This window comes from Pseudomonas sp. FA117, assembly GCF_057370475.1.
Genome location: NZ_CM170675.1, coordinates 3,544,726 through 3,565,378, shown reverse-complemented (window position 1 = coordinate 3,565,378; position 20,653 = coordinate 3,544,726). Strand labels below are relative to the sequence as shown.

Below are 20,653 nucleotides of genomic sequence, written 5' to 3'. Positions count from 1 at the left end.
CTGCACCTCACTTTTTGCTGATCAGGTGAAACGCTTCAGCCGAGCATGCACCTGCTGCCGGAAATATTCCAGTCTGGCCCAGTCGCTCATTTCGTCCATCGACTTCCCGTCGGCGCACTCACCGACCCCGACGGGTGGTCGGCAGCTCATTCTTCGGGATGGACGACAGGTGCAGGCGGTTCCGGTACTTCGATGGGCTCGAGCGCAGGCGGCGGTGGGAAAGGCAGTGCCAGCAGTTGTGCGGCACCGTCCGCAATGGCCAGCTCACGCAGGGCCTGGCTTTGATCCAGCAGGTGCAGGCGCCGCCAGATTTCCGCCAGGGCGACATCGGGCGCTGCGTTGAATGCATCATCGTCGATCAGTTGCCGCAGGTCGCGGCGGTACTGCAGAGGCAGTCGCTCCCAGGTTGCCAGGTCTTCTTCGTCGGCCATGGACAGCAAGGCTTCGTATTCATGCGCCGCGACCATCAGGTCCACGCCGTAGCGGACGTAGTAGGCGTTGACCTGAGCAGTCATTGCCTCGCTCATGTGCTGGCTTTCGAGGCGCATCATCTGGGCAATCGGTTCTGCCAACGGTTGCGGTTGTGGCAGTTGCGTGAAGCGGTTCTCCGACAGGTTGAGGATGTTCGGTGCGCGCATGTTCGCCAGGCCTGCAGGGAATTCGCTCAGCTCGCATCCACCGAGCATCAGTGCATCCAGCTCGCGCAGTGCCACGATGCTGGGGGCGTGACCCAAAGGGTTGTTGGTGAGGTCAAGGGTCCTGAGGTTGACCATCTGCTCGAGCATCTGCTGCGCCTGGTCGTCCCAGATCAGTTGGTTGTCTTCCAGGTCCAGCAGCAGCAGGGCTTGCGGGTTCCTCAGTTGGGGGATCTGGCGCAGGGCGCAGCCGTCCAGGGTCAGCGTCTGCAGGTTGGGAAGGCGTGCGAGCAATGTGTCCGGCAGCGTGGTCAGCCGTGGGTTGCGCGCCAGGTCGAGTACCTGGACATGGGGGAAGTGATCAGGCAGTGCCAGGCTGGCAAGGTCGGTGTCGTTCAGGTCGATGTCCGCCAGGTTCAACGAGAACTGCATCTGTCCGCTGACTTGCTGGTGACTCGTGCCACGCCAGGCGCTGCGCAGTTGTGCCGTGGCTCGGGTCCGTTCAGGCGAACCGGTTGCCCATGCACCCAGGCTGGTTTCGAAGGCTTGGTACTGGGTGGTCAGGGCTGCCACCGCCTGCTCGGGGTTCAATCCTTGCGCCTGGGTTGCGCTGAAGAAAGCTTCGACGCCTGCTTCGGGCAGGTTGGGATAGATGTGCTGAACCTGGCGAAACAGGGTGCGGTTGATCGGACCGGGTTGTGGTGCGGGTCCAGGCCCCGGGGCAGGTTCGAGGGGGGCGCCACCGCGCAATTGACCGCGCTGTGGCCAGGCGAACTCGGCGAATGGGCGCAACTGCCGGGCATAGCCATGGCGGTCTGCGTTGACGAGCATCGCCAGACGCGCATGCAGCGTGTCGGCAGAGCCCCTCTTCAGGCCCAGCATCGCCCGCTCCCTGACCGACAGCACCTCGAGCACCGCCTGAGAAAGGTCGGCGTGGGCCTTTACCGGCGCAGGGCGTTCGCCCAGGTAGGGTTCGTACCCCTGGGCCGTCTTGATGATGACGCGCAGGCCGGTGGCCTTGCGGTTGCCCGCCATGGCCAGCGTACGTCCCTGAGGACCGTTGGCGCGCAACTCCAGACGTACCGCCCTCGGCCAGCCGTCCAGGGCTGTCATGGCCTTGAGCAGCAGGCGCTGGCTGTGAGCGTTGGCCATCTCCGGGAAGTACAGGCCCTCCAGGCCTCGGACGAGCGGCAGTTCGCTTTCCAGGGCACGTGCTACCTGGATCAGGTGCACGGGCAGGGTGCGCTGCGTGTTCCAGGCCGTTTGCTCCGCCGCGGTCATCGACCGCAGCACGCGTCTGCACAGCGGGGCACTCAGCCCTGGGTACTGCTGCTGCATCGCTGCCTCGTGCGCGTGGACGGGCACGCTGGCTTCATAGGCGTCGGCGAACGCCTTGCCGTCTGCACTTGCAATCCGCTGCCTTGCGCTCAGGCGCGCAAGGGTGTCGGCGAGCAAGGGGGGAGGGGGAGTATTGCTCAGGTGCAGCGCGCGCAGTTGCACGTCGTCCATGCCGCTGATGCTCGCCGCCTTTTCCAGGTATGCCGGCGCAAGGTCGTCCAGGCGCTCGTCCAGGCGCTTGACCAGGGTGCCCAGTTGCCAGTCCTGCGGGCGTTCGAGTTCGGCCCGCCACGCGCCTTTGCCGTCATGCACCAACAGTGGCTGGTAGGCGTCGGCATCGGTGGGGTGAACGAGCCTCCAGGCCTGCTGCTTCGTATCGAGGCGTCGCTGGTACCAATGACCGTCCATACGCAAGGGGTGGGTATCCTCCGTCCCGACAGGCGTGCTTTCGAAGCGGTAGGGCGAAAGGTCAGGTCGCCAGAGGCGTTGGCTGCCATCGCCCAGCTCGACGGGCGCGAGGCTTTCCATCAACGGCGTGCTGGACAGCCTGCCGACGACGGTGCCTGCAGCTCCCAGTCCGGCGATGATCGCCAGGTTCAGGCCGACCACCTTCAGATGGCCCAAGGCCTCGTGCCGATCACCGACGCTCCAGGCCTGGTAGCCTTCGTAGGTATCTTCCAGCAGTTGGCAGGCGGTCACGGCCAGCATCACCACGCCAGCCGCAGGAATGACAAAGCTGGCAGCCATCAGGGCATTCAGTCCCAGGCTCTGCCACTCGGCCAGGCGTCGCTTGCGCGCCTGCTCGTCCGCTTCGGCGGTGGGGACGGCGAACAGGCGCGCTTCGGCCTTGAGCCGAGCGAAGTGATCGTCATGCAGGAAGTCGAAGAGTGGTGCGTGGATGTCCAGGCGCTTCAGGTGCAGGTCCGCATTGGCGGGCAGGGTCCAGGGCTGGTCGTAGCCAGTCACCGTGGAGGTGTCGAGGTTCTGCCTGGCGCGGCTGAGGAATGCCGCCTGCTGCGCCTTTGGCAGGTAGCCGTTGAACCGCTCGCGCAAAGCCGGCGTCAGCAGGTCCTCACGCAGTTGCGCCTGCACGGCATCGATATCACTGAAGCTACGCAGCGATTTTTCATGCCGGGGAAGGTAGAGCAGCAGTCCGGCATCGCCGCGATCGATCAGCAGCGCTTCGTGCAGGCGCACGCCGAACAGCTCGAGCTGCTGGCAGTGGCAGGTCGAGTCGTCGTCGATCAAGCGTTGCACGACACTCACCGCAGCGCCGCTGATGTACTGGCGCAGGCGCGCCAGGTCGGCGCTGACGCGAAGGTTTGCCTTGTACAGCGCGATTGCCGAAGGTCGCACCTCGGCGCGGGCGAACTGGCTGTCCAGGTGTTGCTGGTACTGACCGCCCAGATCCAGCTCACGGCAGGTGGTTGCGAATAGCGCAGGGGCCAGGGGCAGTGCCTTGATCTCGAACCGTTCGCTGGCCAGTGCGATATCCACCTCGGTATCGCTGTCGCCGAGGGTCGTCTTGCCGGTCACCATGACCTGACGGACCTCGGTGTCGCCTTGCAGGGCGAGGGCGCTGTCGCGGCTGAAACCGACATCGTCGGCGAAATTGTGCAACGCAGCCTCCAGCAGCGAACGGCGTTCGTGGCTGGTGACGTAGACCTGATGGGTGAAAAGGTGGTGCAGCCAGACCAGTTCGGTCGTGTGCAAGGGGGCCTGGAACTGATGGTCACGCTTGAGACGCTCGGCAAGCAGCGGCTCGGCAAACCCGGTGATAGGCTGAAGCCCCTTCAGGGCACGGGCCAGGCGATAGCGTGCCGTGTCCAGCTGGCCCTGGCTTGCGAGCAGGGCTTCTCGCAATGCCGGTTGGGCGTTGGTGAACCAGTCGGCCTGATCACCCGGGAGTCCCTGTGCCGGCAGGAGACTGTCGCCCAGCTCCTGCCAGTGTGCGGCCGAAAGTGTCGAAGCCCAGATCGGCAGGCGAGTGTGCAGCAATTGCTGGTGAGGGTGGGTAGCGTCGTAGGGCATGGTGGTGCCTCCTGTTCAAGAAGGCGACAGGAGGCACGATTCAGTGACCCGGCGAGCGGTACATAGATGTCAGGTGAGGTGGTTGAATGTGGTACCCGGGGTGCGACACGACAGGTTCAGCTCGGTGTAGCCGATTCGCGCCACCCCCTGCAGGCGCTGGTCGACCAGGCTCTTGAGCGACTCTCCCGTGGCCAGGTACGCATCGCCGAAGTCATGTCCGCCCAGTGCGCTGGGGTGGGCGACCACTTCCAGTACACCATGGCTCGGGGCCAGTCCGGCCTTGAGGTCCAGGGGTGTGCAGACGTAGTCGGCAGTCACCCCGCACAGCTGCTTCAGGCGTCGGTTGAGTAGGGTCTTGAAGGCCCGCTTCACCGGGCCGATGTTGGCTCCGACGTTGCGTGCCAGGCGCACCGGCACGCCCCGCTCACGAGCGAAACGCGCAACCACCTCACCCACCGGCCAGATGTTGTGTACGTGCTGGTGCGAGTCCAGGTGGCTGGGCATGACGCCATGGGCCGCGCAGCGCTGCCATTGGGCCTCGAGCTCCTGGTGCACGGCCTCGCGCTCGCTTGCCGACAGGCGCAGGGTGCGCTGGCGCAGGCCCAGGTCGAACTCGCCCTGGGCGGTGCAGAAGCGTCGCTCGGCGAGGATCGCCTGGCTCAGCGGCCGGCCGTAGGTGAGGTTGAAGTGCAGGCCGATGCGGCCCTTGAGCAACGGCTGTTGCGCCAGCACGCAGGCGGCTTCGAAGGCCGGCATGTTGGCCATCAGCGTTGCCGAACTGATCAGCCCGGCCTGGAAGGCGTGCAGGATCACGGCGTTGATCGGGGCGCTGAGGCCGAAGTCGTCAGCGTTGACTATGACCTGGGATGGCATCCGGGCGTTCCTGTGTTGGGTTGGGGGTGACCGTAGCCGGGCTGTCGGTCTTGCGCAGGCGCGGCTTGAGCCAGCGCCAGCAGCGCAGGGCCAGGCCCAGGGCGATACCGTCGGGACGCCAGCTGTAGCAGCTCAGGCGCCATTGTTCGACCTGCCCGGTCTGGCGCTCGTGCAACTGATGACTGGAGTTCTCGAGGCTTACCCGCGAGGCGTCGATCCAGCTCCAGCCCTCGTCGAGGCCCCAGTGAATCCACTCTTCGAGCAACACCCGGCCACTGCCCAGGTCGCGTTGTTCGGGGACGAACGCCAGGTTGTAGTCGTAAAGCCGGCCACGTTCGAGCAGGCCCAGGCGGTAGCTGATGCAGCGCCCGTCAAGTTCCAGCAGCACCAGGCAGACCAGCCCGTCGGCGGCCAGCGTGGTCAAGGCCTGGTACATCCATTGGCAACGCTGGCTGCCCGAGAAGATGCCGACCTCATCGTCGCCTTTCCAACTGGCGGCCTCCACTGCACTGATCGCGTCGAGCAATGGCCTGATGTTGTCGCGATCCGCGATAACCCGGCGCACCTGGGCACCACAGGCGGCGATGCGCTTGCGTGCACGGCGCAGTTTGTAGCGCGGATCGCCGCTGACTTCCTGGCGATCACTCTCGCTGATCCGGTGCACCGGCACCCGGCAACTCAGGCGCTGTTCGAAGGTCGAACTGGCCGTCGCCCATTGGCGCAGCCAGGCCTGGTCGCCGCCTTCCGGCACCTCGCTCAGTTGCAGCAGGGCATGGGGCAGGTGTCGGCGGATGGCCTGCAGCACTTCCCTGGCATGCTGCGCCGGCAAGTCGAGCAGCAGGGCGATGCGGTCGCTCAGCGGATGGCCCAGGTGACGCACCACCGGCACGTTCAGCGGGCCGACCGCCTGGCGTTCGCGCACTAGCGGCAGGCACAGGCACAGGCGACCGTCGAGGTGACCGAGCAGAACCTGCAGCTGCTGGCCCGGCTGCAGCGTGGCCTCGGCAGCGCGTAGCCAGCCCAGGTGGTTGAAGGGGGTGCTGCCGGCCACGCGCTGGCGCAGCGCCTCGTAGGCGGCGGCGGGGAAACCGTGGGTGCGCAGCGAGGCGCACCAGCTCAATTGCAGGGCCATGGCTCAGGACGCCGTGGCCGTGGCGCTTTCGGACGCCGGCTTGCGCAGCAGTGCGAGGCGCGATTCGCTGTAGCGGCTTTCGCGGAAGAACTTCCAGCGCCCGAACAGGCAGTAGACATTCATGATGCGTCCTTGCTCCTGGTAACCCATGCGCAGGTGCAGCTTGAGCGCCGGGATGTTGTGCTGTTCACAGACGTCGACCACCTTGGTGCAGCCCTGCGCCGCCATGGCCTTCCACAGCGCCACCTGCAGGTCGACCGACAGCTCGCTGCCCCAGTACTTGCGGATCAGCTCGCCGCCGAACTCGAAGAACTCGCCCGGTCCCACCGGGAACCAGCACCCATAGTAATGGCGGTCGTGATAGTGGCGGGCGCTGCCCCAGATGAAGGCCACGGTGTCGCCGTCATCGTCGAGGAACATCAGCCCGGTGTGCCCTTCGGCGGCCAGCTCGCGCATGGTTTCGACACGGTCGCCGAAGTGCCTGGCGAACGCCTTGACGTTGTTCACGGTGATGCTTTCGATGCGCAGTGGCGCATAGGGTTTGAGGCGGTGCGGGGGCACCGGGGTTTCCAGGTCGCGTTCCATCCACACCAGCTCCCAATGATAGAAGACATAGTGTCGCCAGGCGCTGCTCAGGGTGTTGCGCAGTCCCTTGCGCTTGATGCGATCCTGGATCTTGCTCAATGCACGCATGGTGCCTCCTGTTCTTGGCAGGTCGAGGCGCGTCTCATGACGCGCTCCAGGTCAGGGCAAACAGGGTCTGCCCTGGCAGTTGAAAACGGATCTGCCCCTGCCGGCAGCTGAAGCTGGCGCGGCGGGGCTGGTTGTCGGGGCCGAACAGTTCCAACTGGCCGACCGGGCAGTCGCCCAGGGCCAGCTCGACCTGCTGCACGCGCTCGGCCTTGTTCACCCCCAGCAGGCTGCGCTGGCGGCCTTCGGCCATGGCCAGGGCGTCGACTTCGAAGGCGTCGTTGTCCAGGGCCAGCACCTGACGCAGCCAATGGCGCTGGATGAACTGCTGGGCCAGGCCCACCGGCTTGAGCTCGAAACGGTCGTCGCCCAGCACACGGACCATGCCCTTGGGCCATTCGGGTTCGTCGGCGACGTGGAACCAGTTGAGCATGTCCAGCAGGCCATCCTTCGAGGCGTTGATCACTACCGATGCCCACCACACTCCGGCGTAGTGGGTGTTCTGGTCGTAGGGGCTGAGGCTGGAACCACTGGAGAGGTTGGTCTGGTCGAGCAGCAAGGCCTTGCGCGGACGCCCCTGGGCGTCGAGGCCGACCAGAGCCGCGGCCTGGCGTACGCTGTCGCTGTAGCTGCGGGTGGCGAGCAGATCGCGGACCATCCACTCGTGCCAGGCCAGGGCGTCGATCTGCGAGCCTTGCTCCTTGAGCAGGCGCCGGGCCCAGTCGATACCGCGCAGATCCTTGCTGCCCTGGGTGAAGGGCCCGCCGAGCAGGCGCGAGGAGGCGGGCATGGCAATGCGTACCCCGGCTTCGTGGGCGCCGGGCCAGGCGCGAACGCGCTGGGCCATGCCGATGAAGAAGTCGCGGTAGCTCTCGTAGTTGCGGTAATTGAGGTTGGGCTCGTCGGCGAAGGCCAGGTAGTGCAGGCCTTTGCCGCCCAGGCGGGCGGTGGCGGCCAGCCAGGCGTCCAGGCCGTCGTGGCTGGTGCGATCGGCGGCAAGGTCGGCGCGCCGGCCAGTGCCGGCGAGCAGGGTGATGTCCTGGCTGATGCCGAAGCGCTGCGGGTACAGGCGCCGCCAGGCGTCTTCGTAACCGGGCTGGCGGGCCAGCACGTCCATGAAACTGTAGTAGCCGGCGGCCTGCGGGCGCAGGGCGTCCAGTACGGCGAAGCTCGACGCTGGCGGCAGCACGTAGGGCAGGTTGACGCCCAGCAAGGGCGTCTTGCCGAGCACCTTGCCGTGCAGCGCAAGTCGGACCTGGCCCTGCAGGTTGGCGATATCGCCCAACTGGTCGGCGCGCTGGGCGAACAGGTTGGCGCTGCCATCGAGCCAGAACGCCGCCTTGCCACGGCCCTGCAGGCGCAGGCGCCAGGTTTCGTCCCGCGGGCTGGGCGGCAGCGCCTGCTGGTCGAAGCGCCAGTAGGCCGGGTAGGGCTTGAGCGCCACTTCCACCTGCTGGCCGTCGCTCAGGCGCTGGGCCGAGAGCCCGCGTACGCCGCCATGGTACTTGCCGGCCAGGGTCGCGTGCTCACCGGCCTTGACCCGGAAATACAGCTCGACCCGAGGCCCGACCTCGGCGCTGAAGTGCACCTTGGCCGGGGCGAACAGGGCGCGTGTGCTGTCGCTGTGTTCGACCTGGTAGCCGCGGAAACTGTAGCCGGGGACTTCCAGGCGATAAGGGCCGGCATCGGCGGTCAGTGGCCAGCGTTGCTCTCCCCGCAGTTCCTCGGCCTTGATCGCCCGCTCGCCGCGCAGTTGGCCGCGGCCGTCGAGCAGGTAGATGCGCTCGGCATTGGCATCGGCCTGCCAGGCCGGGTGCCAGCGCAGGCGCAGTTCGTCGTTGCGCGCAGGTTGCAGGTACAGGCTGCCATCGCGAATGTCGCCCCACTGCAGGCTGGCCGCCTGCACCAGCGGGGTGCCCAGCGCGCAGAGCAGCAGCCAGGCTTTCATGCCGGCCTCCGTTGCAGCATCTGGCGCAGCGGTGCGAAGTCGCTGGGCAGGATGATCAGGGTACGCAGCACCGGCACGCCACTGAGGCGGCAGTACAGCGCCAGCATGGCCACGGTCACCGCCAGGTAGGCGATCGACGAAGCGGCGGCGGCCCCGACAATGCCCCAGGTCGGGATCAGCAGCACATTGAGCACCAGGTTCAGCGCAGCGCCTGCACCCATCATCAGCGATACCGTGCCGGGGCGGTTCTTGCCCAGCAGGTCCAGGCGCAGGATGCTCGCGTAGCACAGCCCGAGCAGGCCGGGCAGCAAGGCCAGTAGTGCCGGATAGGCCGGCTGGTAGGCGGCGCCGAACAGGGTGACGATCAGCCAGTCGCCGATCACCGCCATGCACAGGCAGGCGCCGAGCATCACCGTGGCGGTCAGGCGCAGTGCCAGTGGCGTGAGTTTCTCCATGCCGGCGTCCTGCTGCAGCAGACGTTTCATCAGCGGTGTGGTGACCGCCTCGGGGACGATCAGCAGCAGTTCGGCGGCGGCGCTGGCCATGGCGTAATGGCCCAGCGCAGTACTGCCGAGCATGGCGCCGATGAACAGGTAGTCCGAGCGCAGGATCACCTGCTGGAACAACAGGTCCGGGTGACTCTTGGCGCTGTAGCCGAGCAGCTCGCGCTGGCCGCTGCGGTCCCAGCGCAGGGCCAGCGGATGCTGGCGGCGCAACCACCACAGGCCCAGCACCAGGACCAGCGCGATGCCCGCCAGCCAGCTGATCAACGCCGCTTCCAGCGCCTCTTCGCGCCACATCCAGAACAGCGCGAGAAACAGCAGCAAAGGTGCGAGCGATTCGGTCAGGCGCAGGGCATTGAACGCGCCGACACCACCGCTGGCGTTGTGCAGCGTCAGCAGGCCGCTCTTGAGCACGGTCATCGGCACCGCCAGCAGCAACAGCCAGGCCAGCAACCCCAGTTGCAGGGTGATGTCCAGCTGGCTGCCGAACTCGCGCACCAGCACCACGCAGACCAGCGTCAACAGCCCTGCCAGCAGGCAGCCGTAGACCAGCACCTGGGTCAGCAGCAGGCCCATGTCGCGCTGCTTGGCGGCCTGGTAGCCGACCGCGCTGTTCAAGCCGCCGCTGGTGGCGGCGCTGATCAGGTCGGGCAGGGTGCTGAGCAGGGCGAACAGCCCCCGTTCGCTGGGGCCGAGGATGCGTGCCAACAGCACGTTGCGCAGCAGGCGCAGGGCGATCATCGCAAGCTTGGTGCCCATGCTCAGCGCCAGGTGGCGCAGGTAGTGATTGCGGCTCATGAGCGGCCTCCGCGGCTGATGCGCCAGGCCAGCAGCGACGGGCGACTGGCGTTGCGCTGGCTGACGCCGATGCGCGGCAGGGCCAGCGGATCCTCATGCCCCTGGCAGATCCCGGCGCGGGTGCCCAGGGCGAAGGGGTAGCGGTGCGCCGCGACCCGTGCGCGAACGCGGTCGTCATGGTCGCCATTGGGGTAGCAGTAGACCGGCAGCGGGTGCTGGCAACCATGCTGCAGCGCGGCGTGGCTGCGTTGCAGTTCCTCGTCCAGGCGCTGGTCGTCGAGGTAGGGCAGCAAGGCGTGGCTGGCCCCGTGCGGGCCGAAGCGCACCAGGCCCGAATCCTCCAGCTCACGTACCTGTTGCCAGTCCATGGCCTGGGGCAGCGATTCGCCGGGGCAGGCGTCGGTCAGTTGCTGCAGGGCCTGCGGGCTGAGGCTCTTGAGGCTCTGCAGGTAGTGCGCCAGGACCAGGCTGCGGGTGTGTGGCCGGTCGTTCATGAAGTAGGCGGCCGGCAGCGGTCGGCCCAGCTTGCGCAGGTACTCGATGAGGCTGTGCCGCGCCGGCTCGCCGTGGCTGCCCCAGAGGGTCTCCCCGACACTCTCCCACCAGAAGCGCTGGCGGCTGCCGATGTAGTCGGTGGAGAGGAAGATGCTCGCCGGCACCTGGTGCTTGCGCAGCAGCGGGAAGGCGTTGCTGGCGTTGTCGCGCCAGCCGTCGTCGAAGGTCAGGGCGACCTTGGGCCGCTGGTGGCCGCGAGCGGACTCGTGGTCCTTGAGCAGGTCCATGAGGCTGACGCAGTCGAAATGCCGCGGCAGCCAGCGCAGCAGGCCTTCGAACGCTCGGGGGCCGACGCACAGTTCGTTGCGATGGGGCAGCGCGGCGCTGGCGTCATCGGCCAGCACCCGGTGCAGCATCAGGATCACCCCGGCGCCGCGCAGTTCGGCGCGGCCCTTGGGCGACTTGAAATACAGCCAGCCACTGGCCTGTTTGATCCGGGTCTTGATCGGCATGTCCGTCGCTCATCGATTCTGGTCGGGGTTCCATTGGCTGTAGCTGTGCCCGCGCAGGAATTGCCACAGGCCGACGCTCATGCCTGCCAGCGTCACCAGCACGAAGGCGGCCAGGCGGAACGGCCTGGGCAGGCGATGACCGGCATCGAGCAGGCCGGCGATTGCGGCGGCGTAGCCGAGCAGTTGCGCGGCCAGGGTCAGGTGATAGAAGTGCGACTGGCCGACCAGCCACAGATTGGCCAGGAGCAGGGGCAGCAACAGTACCGGTGCCAGGCGGCGAATCAGCTTGTGGCTGATCAGGGCGATGGCATACAGGCCGTGACGCATCGGGTTGAGCAACTCGCGCCGCGCGGCCAGGCTCTGCAGCCCACCGACGGTGACGCGCTGGCGGCGGCGGAACTGCTTGTCGGCTTCGTCCACGCCCTGGTCGAGCACGATCGCCTCGGGCACGTAGACGATGCGCTGGCCTGCGGCAGGGGCGCAGGTGCTGATGTAGAAGTCGTCGTTGACCTGGCTGGGAATCGCCTGGTACAGCGGGCGACGCAGGGCGAGCAGGGCACCGTCGGCCGAGACCATGCAGCCGGTGCGGTTCTCCACCTTGCGCACCCAGGCTTCGTAATGGCGGTACAGGCTGTCGCCCAGGCTCAGGCCCTTGCCGGGGTCGGGGATGATCATGTGCCCGGCGGTGCCGCCCACCTGGGCGTCGGCGAAAGGCGCCAGCAGCAGGCCAAGGGTATTGCCGGCCCACTGGTTGTCGGCGTCGGTGAACACCAGGATATCGCCGCGGCAGATGCTCACCGCGGTATTCAGCGCGCCGGTCTTGCCCAGGCGCGGCAGGTCGAGCACCTGTACCCGCGGATCGTCCACGGCGCGGGCCAGCGCCACGGTGCGGTCGCTGGAACCGTCGCTGGCCACCACCACCTGCAGGTCGGCGGCCTGGTAGTCCTGGGCCAGCACGCTGGCCAGCTTGGCCTCGATGTGTCGTTCTTCGTTGTGTGCAGCGATCACCACGCTGACCCGCTGCGGCGCCAGCGGCCCCGGGGTGCGGCGCGGGAACAATGGCGCGACGAGGGTCAGCAGCAGGGGATAGCCGACCCAGGCATACAGCGGCAACAGCAGGCACAGCCAGAAAATGAGCTCAGCCACGGGCGGGCCTCCTTGCGGTGCGGTTGAACAGGCTGAGGATGAATGCGGCGCCGGCCAGGTGCAGGCGCAGCCAGTGCAGGCCCCACAGCTGCAGGGTCAGCAGCGGGTCGCGGTGCCTGAGGCTCTGGCGCAGGCTCAGTGCCAGGGCCGGTAGGGCGCTGATCAGCAGCAGCGCCAGGGCCACGTGGGGGAAGCCGTCGAGCAGCATCGACAAGGCCATGGCATCGAGTACCCAGGCACCGACCGACAGCAGCGGGAAGCGCAGCAGGCGCAGGCTCACGCCGTGGCTGCGCAACAGTTGCAGGTGGCTACCCTGGCGCCACATCTCCTTGCCCAGCCATTCGCCCCAACTGCCCTCGAAGCCCCAGTGCAGCACCACCGGCTGGCGCAGCACGCGCAGGCGCGCGCCAGCCTCGTGCAGGCGCAGGGTGAAGTCCTTGTCTTCGCCGGTGCGCAGGCGCTCGTCGAAGCCGCCGACCTGGTCGAACCAGGTGCGGCGCATCAGCAGGTTGGGGGTGGGCAGCCAGGTGCAGTCCTGCACTGTCTGACCGGCACGCAGGGTGCGACGCTGCCAGGCATGGGCGAACCACGGCGCCTGGCGCGGGGTGTCGCAGTCCAGGGCGAAGACATCGCCTTCACCGCGGCGCTGCAGACCCAGCAGCAGGTCGAGCCAGTTGTCCGGCACCTCGATGTCGGCATCCAGAAATGCCAGCCACTCGCCCTGGCTGACCTGCGCGCCCTGGTTGCGCAGGGCGCCAATGGCCACGCCCGGCAGGCTCAGCACCTGGGCGCCGTGCTGGCGGGCAATGCCTGGACCGTCGTCACTGGAGCCGTTGTCGACCACGATAAGCTCGCAGCTCAGCCCTGCACAGTGCGCGGCCTTGCGCGCGGCATCGAGGGTGCGGCCGATATGCCGGGCTTCGTTGAACATGGGAATGACGATGCTCACCTGGTTCATCATGCGGCCTCCCCGCTACGGGGCTCGGCGGCCTGGCGCAGCAGCACGCTGGACAGCGCCAGCATCAGCCACAGGTACTTGTGGCTGGGTGCGCTCAGGAACATCAGGAACAGCCCGATGGCCAGCATGCTCATGGTCAGGTGGGTCATCAGGTCGGCGCGGTCGTGGTCACCGGCCGCGCGCCAGGCGGCGCGGGCCTGCCAGAAGTTGCGCAGGGCCAGGGCGATCATGCCGACGAAGGCAAGGCCGGCCGGCACGCCGGTTTCGCTGAACAGCTCCAGGTAGGTGTTGTGGGCACGCCGGTAGAGGTCGGTGGTCTTGCTGTTGACCGGCGCGAAGGCCTTGGAGAACCCGGTGTCGGCGTAGTGCAGCGGGAACGTGCCGGGGCCGGTGCCGAGCATCGGGCTGTGGCTGATCATCTCCTTGCCCACGACCAGGTACGAGGAGCGCCGGCCGAGGGATTCGTCCTGGTGCGCGTTGACCCCGGACTTGAGCAGCATCAGCGACTGGATGCGCTCGGCGTAGCCGGCCGGCATCAAGGCTGCACCCAGCGGCAGGACGATGGCCAGGCCGAGCATGGCGAAGCCCAGGTGGCGCGGGCGGATGTGCGCGAGCTGCTCGCGGTAGTTGTACAGCACGATGCCCAGGCTGATCAGCAGCACCACCAGGCCCGAGCGCGACTCGGTCTTGGTCATGCCCACCAGCAGTAGCAGGCAGCAGCCGGCCCAGAACAGTTTGAGCGGAATCTGCCGGGCCTTGATCGCCAGCCACAAGCCCAGCGGCATGGCGATGGTGATCAGCAGGGCGAAGGCGTTGGGGTCGAGCATGGCCGAGGCGCGGCCTTGCTCCTGGTACTTGGTGGAGAAGATGGCGAACAGGCAGGTCACGCAGACGCTGACGGTGATCAACCGCGCGAGCATCGGCAGGTTGAGGTCGCGCCCCACGAGCAGGGTGATGACGAACACCACCAGCCCGACCAGCAATTCGCGCAGGTGCAGTACCGACAGCTCGACGCTGTCGCTGGTCCACAGGCTCAGCAGGTACAGGGCCATGAACGGGATCAGCAAGCGCCACAGGTTGCTGCGCAGACGCTCGCCAGGCAGCTGGCGCACGGCCAGTTGCAGGGTGAGGATCAGCACCAGGCCCAGGCCGATCAGCTTGGCGCCGGAGACGAGGCTGTCCTTGAGCAGCCCTTCCAGTGGCACCAGCGCGGCGATCGCCAGCAGACCCCAGGCCGGTTTGCGGTACAGCACCAGCACACCTGCCAGGCCGACCACAGCGCCGGGTGCCAGGTAAGGGTAGGGGCTGGCCAGCAGCCCCAGCGACAGCAGGGCCACCAGGCCCACCAGCGACAGGGGGATGATCATGCGACAACCTCCTTGGCGGTGCCCTGGTAGACCAGGGCCCAGCGTTGTGCAAGGGTCGGCAGGTGGTAGCGTTGGCGCTGGGTCTGGCGGGCGCGCGCGACCAGCTCTGCGGCCTGTTGCGGATCGTCCAGCAGGGCCTGCAGGTGGTCGCCAAGCGCTTTCACATCCAGCGGTGCGGCGAGCAGTCCGCTGCATCCATGTTCGATGACGTCGGGGATGCCACCGACACCGAATGCAACCACCGGTACGCCGTCCTGCATGGCTTCGAGCAGGATCATCGGTGTGCCTTCGGTGCGCGAGCTGATCACCAGGGCGTCCAGCCGGGTCATCCAGGCCTGCATGTCACGCTGAAAGCCCGGCAGGGTGATGCGCTCGCGCAGCCCGGCAGCGTCGATGCGTGCCTGTAGTGTGGCGCGCTCCGGGCCTTCGCCGAGCATCACCGCGTGCAATTGCGGGTGGCGCTGGCACAGCGGGATCAGGGTGTCGAGGAACAGGTCCGGGCCTTTCTCGCTGGACAACCGGCCAACATAGCCTGCCAGCCAGGGGGCCTGGTGCGATCCCGGGCCGTGCACTGCGGTGTTGCCATCGCGGGACGAGCCCGCTCCCACAGGGGTTGAAGATTGCACAGGTGCCGCGGGCTCCGGCAGGCCGTTGGGGATGACCTGCAGTTTGCTTGCGGGGACACCTGCCTGGCGGTGAATGCGGGCGATGCTCTCGGCTACGCACACGACGGTGTCTACCGTTGGCGTGCGGCACAACTGCAGGCTCAGCCAGGTGTAGAAGCGCTGCTTGGTGCTGCGCGGGGTGAAGCCGTGCTGGGTGGTTACCAGTGGCAGGCGCCACAGCGTCGCCGCCAGCCAGCCGAACACCATGCCCTTGAAGTTGTGCGTGTTGATCAGCGGCCGTTCGCCGCGCTGCGCCGCCAGCAGCCGGAACAGATCGCCCAGGCCGTGGCAGGCCTGGCAGTCGATGCCGGCTTCGCGAAAGCGCATCACCAGCTCCTGCGGCGCGTCGAGAAACAGCACCCGGTGCCTGCCAGGGGTCGCCTGGCAGTGGTCCAGGAGCATGCGCTCGGCGCCGTAGAACCCGCCACTGCTGAGCAGGTGCAGGATCGGCCGGGCAGCGGCGGGCACGGCCGCGTTCAATTGCGCACCCAGTGCAGCAGGCGTGGCAGCGACCACGACTTGTGCGGGTTGGGCAGCGCCGGGGTCTGGTCGTTGATCACCAGCAGTACCGGCAGGCCCAGCTCGTGGCCGATTTGTGCCGGATGCTTGAAGCGGTGGTCGAAGAACTCCTTGACGTAGACCAGGGCAATGGCCAACAGCAAGCCGGTGACCAGGCCGAACGGGATGATCAGACCCGGTTTGGGGAACGATGCCGTGGCTGGTTCGTAGGGCGCGCTGAGAATCCGCGCGTTGGACTGGCTGCCGTCGAGCAGGCCCTGGCCACGGCTTTCTTCGTAGCGCTGGGCATAGGTGGAGAAGGCCTTGTGCAGTGCGTCGATCTCGGTGTCGAGCTGGCGGGTCTTGCTCTGCGTCTCGCGCAACTCGGTGATGCGGTCCTTGTACTCGGCGATGCGCTGGGTCTTCTGGTCGATCACCTGCTGGGTCACGGTCAGGTCCTGCTGACGTTCGCGGATGCGGTTCTCGACGATCTTGAGGAACTGGCCGCGCAGCTGGGCAATCTGCTGGCGGGCCATGACCATCTGTTCGGCACCGGGCTGGAACACCGTGGCGTCACCGTTGTAGCGGGCCAGCTGGGTGGTCAGTTGTTCGCCGAGCTGCTTGATCTCGCGGTCCTCGAAGGCGACGTTGTCGACCGTGGTGGTGAAGGTGTAGGGGAAGGCGTAGTCGACCATTCTCGCCTTGCTCGCGGCCGCCAGGCTGGTCTGCAGGTAGTCGAGCCACTGCTGGTTCTCCAGCTTGCGGTCACGTTGCAGGTTGAGCGCCTGTTCCTCGGTATTGATCGCATTGAGGCGGAAGGTGATTTCTTCTTTCGGGTCGGACGAGCCGATTGCCGTCAGCAGCGCCAGGCGCTGACCCTCCAGATCGCCAAGGCGTGCCTGGTAGTGCAGTTTCTTCTGCTCGTAGAAGGTCTCGGGCAATTCGTTGGACTGCAGGTCCTGGCGATTCTTCAGGAAGTTGTCCAGCAGACGGGCGACGAACAGGGTGCCGAGCCGCGGCTCATCGGCGCTGTAGCTGATCGAGATGACGTTGGAGCCGGGCAGGGTCTCGACCTTGAGGTCCTTGACTGCCTGGTCGGTGAGGGCATCGAGCTGGGTGTCGCGCTCGTCGGCAACCGACTTGCCCAGCAGGCGCTGCAGCGGCTCGACGATACCGTGGCGCAGCGGCTCGATCAGCGTGCGCCGCAGCAGGCCGGGCTCGACCTGGTACTGGCCTTCCTGGCGCAGCTGGCTGATGGTCTGGCGGATCAGCGTGGGCGAGCGCAGGATGTTGCTCTCGGTCTCCATGTCGGCCAGCGACGGCGGGATGAACTGGTCGGCCTGCTGGGCCAGCGAGGAGCTGGTGTCGCTCTGCGACAGCTTCTTCGACTGCACGATGACTTCGGCGGTGATGTCGAAGCTCTGCTTGAGCACCAGCGGCAGGATCACCGCGATCACCGCGAAGATCAGGAACACCCGTTTCACCAACTGGCGGTTGGCGAAGAAGATGCGGAAGAACTCATGCACATAGTTTTCTTTCGGTTGCGTGGTCATGGTCCGTTCCCCGGTCAATTGTCGCTGTCTTTGTTGTCGACGCGGTAGGCGAAGCTGAAGCCGAAGCCCTGGAACAGCACCACGTCGGCCAGTTGCCGGGACAGCTCGGCAGCGCTGGCCAGCTTGGTCTTGGGCACGTAGAGCATGTCTTCGGGCTGCAGGTAGGCAAGTTTCTGGCTACCGCCGGAGAGGGCCTTGTCGACGTCGTAGTTGACCGCGTGCACGGTGTTGCCTTCGCGGCGCATGATCACCACCGAGCCGAGCTTGGCCTTGAGGGTCGGGCCGCGGGCCAGGGTCAGGGCCTCGAGCACCGACACCGGCCGGCGGATCTGGAACGCCCCGGGCTGGCCGACTTCGCCGAGCACGTAGATCTCGTTGGCGGCAGTGGACTTGAGCAGCACGTCGACGCTCATGCGCCCCGGCAGGCTGGCGTAGCGCTCGTTGAGGTAGTCACGCAGCTGGTTGACGGTCATGCCCTGCAGCGGCACCGAACCGATTTCCGGGAAGGTGGCGCGCCCGTCGTTGCCCACGGTGATGTCGCGGCTCATGCCGGTGCCGGGGTGGCTCAGGGCGTTCTTCAGGTTGATCTCGTCGGTCATCGGGCTCAGCACCCGTACCGTCACCTGGTCGCGGTTGGGCTTGAACACGCGCTTGTCGTTGTAGGCCTGGCGAATGCTGCTTTCGGCCTCGCTGGTGGTCATGCCCTCGACGCGTACTGCGGCGTTGGTGGAGGGCAGGGTGATGCTGCCGTCGGGCTGCACCAGCTGCTGGCCGTTCAGGCCGCTGGCGGCCATGAAGTTGAGGTCCAGGGTGTCGCCGGACTGGATGCGGTACACCCCGGAGGAGCGGTTGCTGACGTGGAAGATCACTTCCAGCACGTCCTGCGGACGCAGCACCTGCTCGCGTCGGGCCACTTCGGTGGCCTGGCTCTCGGCAGGCGGTGCGGTCAGTATCTGCACAGGCATCTCGCGGCTTTCCTGGCTGGCGCAACCGGCCAGGGCGAGCACGCACAGGGCAATCGAGGGGTATCTGATGGCGATCATGGCGTGTGTCCTCACAGGTTGTCGTACAGCCACTTGGGCATGTAGTACTTGCGCTTGTTGAACACGCTGCCGATCAGCCGCGCGCCGGCTTGCTCCAGGCGCTGGACTGCGGCCTGCGCCACCTCCTTGCGGGTATCCTCGGCGCGTACCACCAGGATCACGCCATCGACCAGGGTGCCGATCACCAGGCTGTCGGCGCTGGCGTAGATGGCTTCGCCGTCGATCACCACGAAGCGGTAGTGGGCGGCGAACTGGCGCAGCAGGATGCGCAGGCGTTCCGGGTCGAGGCGGTCGCGACCGCGTTTCCAGGTACCGACCGGCAGCACGTCGAACGGCTGGTCGGACAGGTGCACCACGCAATCCTGCGCCAGTGGCGGGGTGTCCTCGTCGAACAACAGGTCGGTGTAGCCGCGCAGTTTGTTCAGCCCCAGTTGCTGGCTCAGGCCGGTGGCGCTGGCACTGCCGTCGATCAGCAGCACGGCGCCTGCGCTCATCAGCGCCAGCTGGCTGGCGAAGGCCAGGCTGCTGGTGCTGGTGCCGGTGCCGGTATTGGCCGCGGTCAGCAGCAGGGTGCGCTGGTCGAGGTCGAGGACAGTGGCGGTCAGGTTGGTTTCGCTCGGGTTGGCGATACTCAGGCTTCTTGAAGTGGAACCGTCCATCTCAACTTGCTCCGTGGCCAGTGAAAACCTTGAACGGGGTCTTGAGCAGGATCTTCAGGTCCAGCATCAGGCTCTGTTCGTTGATGTAGCTCAGGTCGAGCTCTACGCGTTGGTCAAAATCGATGTTGCTGCGCCCGGAGATCTGCCAGAGGCCGGTCATGCCGGGGTAGATCGACAACCGCGCGAGGTGGTTGTCCTTGTAGCGGTAGGCGTTGAACGAGGTGGGGCGCGGGCCGACCAGGCGCATGTCGCCGGTGACCACGTTGATCAGGTTGGGCAGCTCGTCGAGGCTGCTGCGGCGCAGCCAGCTGCCGACCGGGGTGATGCGCGGGTCCTTGTCGATCTTGAAGTCGATGGAGTCGGCGCCATGCTTGTTCAGGTGGCGTACCGAATCCTTGAGGGCCTCGGCGTTGGCGACCATGGTGCGGAACTTGAACATGCCGAACAGGCGGCCTCGGTAGCCGGTGCGTTTCTGCACGAAGAACACCGGACCAGGGCTCGAGCGCTTGATCATCACCGCCAGCACCAGGAACACCGGCGACAGCAACAGCAACAGGGTCAGTGCCGCCAGGCACGACAGCGCGCGGTTGGTTCGCGACAGCGTCCACGGGCGCCCGCCGACACGCCCGGTCATCCAGCCGCGGCCCTGCATGTGAATGGCCGCATCGATGCGCTGGCGGTGCGCCGGATCCATGCGTTTATCCTGGTACAGCGCCTGCAGCTGGGCGCTTTTCGGTTGTCCTGTCATATCACCCTCCGTTGTTGCGACTGCTCGCCTGCAGGTGCGCCGTCTGTGGCGCTGTGCGAGTAGTAGTCCTTGAACCAGGCGACGAATCGCCCGAGCCCTTCATCAAGGGAAATCGCTGGGGTAAAGCCGGTGACCCGGGCCAGGGCGCTGGCATCGGCACAGGTGGCCAGCACATCGCCGGGCTGCAGCGGCAGCAGCTCGATCACCGCGCTGCGCTGCAGGTGCTTTTCCAGCAAGGCCAGGTAGTCGAGCAGCTCCACCGGGCGTTGCCCGCCGATGTTGAACAGGCGCCAGGGCGCGTGGCTGCTGGCCGCATCCGGGCTGAAGGCATCCCACTGCGCATTGGCGTGCGGCGGGTTGGGCATCAGCCGTACCAGGCTCTCGACGATGTCGTCGATGTAGGTGAAGTCGCGCTGGTGACGGCCATGGTTGAACAGCTGGATCGGCCGGCCTTCGCTGATGGCGCGGGCGAACTGCATCGGCGACATGTCCGGGCGGCCCCAGGGGCCATACACGGTGAAGAAGCGCAGGCCGCTGCAGGGAATGTTGAACAGGTGGCTGTAGCTGTGGGCCATGGCCTCGTTGGCTTTCTTGGTGGCGGCGTACAGCGACAGCGGATGATCGACGGCGTCCTGTACCCGGTAGGGGGTGCGCTGGTTGGCGCCATAGACCGAGCTCGAGGAGGCGTACAGCAAGTGCTGCACCGGGTTGCGCCGGCAGCCTTCGAGAATGTTCAGAAAGCCCGCCAGGTTGCTGTCCAGGTAGGCCTGGGGGTTCTGCAACGAGTAGCGCACGCCCGCCTGCGCGGCCAGGTGCACCACGACGTCGGGGCGTTCTTCGGCGAACAGGCGAGCCATGCCGTCGCGGTCTGCCAGGTTCAGGCAGCGCAGCGCAAAGTCACCGGCCTGCTCGCGTACCCACTTCACGCGAGCGTGCTTGAGCGACGGATCGTAGTAGTCGTTGAAATTGTCCAGCCCCAGCACCTCATGCCCATCGCGCAACAGGCGCCGGCACGTGTGGGCACCGATGAAGCCGGCGGCGCCGGTGACCAGCACTTTCAT

Annotated in this window: 16 protein-coding genes; all 16 read right to left on the bottom strand. The window is 66.8% G+C overall.

Annotation, left to right across the window (positions count from 1 at the left end):
- Positions 1-146 precede the first annotated feature (146 nt).
- Positions 147-4,004, bottom strand: coding sequence for a dermonecrotic toxin domain-containing protein (locus tag AC1TXO_RS16445; protein ID WP_486402736.1), 3,858 nt, complete (start codon positions 4,002-4,004; stop codon positions 147-149).
- A gap of 69 nt (positions 4,005-4,073) precedes the next feature.
- The gene (locus AC1TXO_RS16440; protein WP_486402735.1) at positions 4,074-4,877 is read right to left on the bottom strand and encodes a ChbG/HpnK family deacetylase; all 804 of its coding nucleotides are present in this window, start codon (positions 4,875-4,877) and stop codon (positions 4,074-4,076) included.
- Complete coding sequence (locus AC1TXO_RS16435) at positions 4,849-6,009, bottom strand: GNAT family N-acetyltransferase (protein WP_486402734.1); 1,161 nt, start codon at positions 6,007-6,009, stop codon at positions 4,849-4,851. The genes AC1TXO_RS16440 and AC1TXO_RS16435 overlap by 29 nt, the downstream gene beginning before the upstream one ends.
- Positions 6,010-6,012: 3 nt before the next feature.
- Positions 6,013-6,702, bottom strand: coding sequence for a GNAT family N-acetyltransferase (locus tag AC1TXO_RS16430; RefSeq protein ID WP_486402733.1), 690 nt, complete (start codon positions 6,700-6,702; stop codon positions 6,013-6,015).
- Positions 6,703-6,736: 34 nt separating this feature from the next.
- On the bottom strand, positions 6,737-8,647 hold the full coding sequence (locus tag AC1TXO_RS16425) for a hypothetical protein (protein ID WP_486402732.1): 1,911 nt from the start codon (positions 8,645-8,647) through the stop codon (positions 6,737-6,739).
- Positions 8,644-9,948, bottom strand: a complete 1,305-nt coding sequence (locus tag AC1TXO_RS16420) for a lipopolysaccharide biosynthesis protein (protein ID WP_486402731.1) — start codon at positions 9,946-9,948, stop codon at positions 8,644-8,646. Before AC1TXO_RS16420 ends, AC1TXO_RS16425 begins: the two co-directional genes overlap by 4 nt.
- A complete protein-coding gene (locus AC1TXO_RS16415; RefSeq protein ID WP_486402730.1) occupies positions 9,945-10,955 on the bottom strand; it encodes a polysaccharide deacetylase family protein in 1,011 nt (336 codons plus the stop codon). Before AC1TXO_RS16415 ends, AC1TXO_RS16420 begins: the two co-directional genes overlap by 4 nt.
- A gap of 9 nt (positions 10,956-10,964) precedes the next feature.
- Positions 10,965-12,101: a glycosyltransferase family 2 protein gene (locus tag AC1TXO_RS16410; RefSeq protein ID WP_486402729.1), complete on the bottom strand. Its 1,137-nt coding sequence runs from the start codon at positions 12,099-12,101 to the stop codon at positions 10,965-10,967.
- On the bottom strand, positions 12,094-13,059 hold the full coding sequence (locus AC1TXO_RS16405; RefSeq protein WP_486406853.1) for a glycosyltransferase family 2 protein: 966 nt from the start codon (positions 13,057-13,059) through the stop codon (positions 12,094-12,096). The genes AC1TXO_RS16410 and AC1TXO_RS16405 overlap by 8 nt, the downstream gene beginning before the upstream one ends.
- The gene (locus AC1TXO_RS16400; protein ID WP_486402728.1) at positions 13,059-14,426 is read right to left on the bottom strand and encodes an O-antigen ligase family protein; all 1,368 of its coding nucleotides are present in this window, start codon (positions 14,424-14,426) and stop codon (positions 13,059-13,061) included. The genes AC1TXO_RS16405 and AC1TXO_RS16400 overlap by 1 nt, the downstream gene beginning before the upstream one ends.
- Positions 14,423-15,571: a glycosyltransferase family 4 protein gene (locus AC1TXO_RS16395; protein ID WP_486406852.1), complete on the bottom strand. Its 1,149-nt coding sequence runs from the start codon at positions 15,569-15,571 to the stop codon at positions 14,423-14,425. The genes AC1TXO_RS16400 and AC1TXO_RS16395 overlap by 4 nt, the downstream gene beginning before the upstream one ends.
- A complete protein-coding gene (locus tag AC1TXO_RS16390) occupies positions 15,568-17,142 on the bottom strand; it encodes a GumC family protein (protein WP_486402727.1) in 1,575 nt (524 codons plus the stop codon). Before AC1TXO_RS16390 ends, AC1TXO_RS16395 begins: the two co-directional genes overlap by 4 nt.
- 14 nt (positions 17,143-17,156) lie before the next feature.
- Positions 17,157-18,185, bottom strand: a complete 1,029-nt coding sequence (locus AC1TXO_RS16385) for a polysaccharide biosynthesis/export family protein (RefSeq protein ID WP_486402726.1) — start codon at positions 18,183-18,185, stop codon at positions 17,157-17,159.
- Between the two features lie 11 nt (positions 18,186-18,196).
- Positions 18,197-18,844 carry a CpsD/CapB family tyrosine-protein kinase gene (locus AC1TXO_RS16380; protein ID WP_486402725.1) on the bottom strand — a complete coding sequence of 216 codons (648 nt, stop codon included), beginning with the start codon at positions 18,842-18,844 and terminating at the stop codon, positions 18,197-18,199.
- Position 18,845: 1 nt separating this feature from the next.
- Positions 18,846-19,592 carry a sugar transferase gene (locus AC1TXO_RS16375; RefSeq protein ID WP_486402724.1) on the bottom strand — a complete coding sequence of 249 codons (747 nt, stop codon included), beginning with the start codon at positions 19,590-19,592 and terminating at the stop codon, positions 18,846-18,848.
- A complete protein-coding gene (locus tag AC1TXO_RS16370; RefSeq protein ID WP_486406851.1) occupies positions 19,589-20,653 on the bottom strand; it encodes an NAD-dependent epimerase in 1,065 nt (354 codons plus the stop codon). The genes AC1TXO_RS16375 and AC1TXO_RS16370 overlap by 4 nt, the downstream gene beginning before the upstream one ends.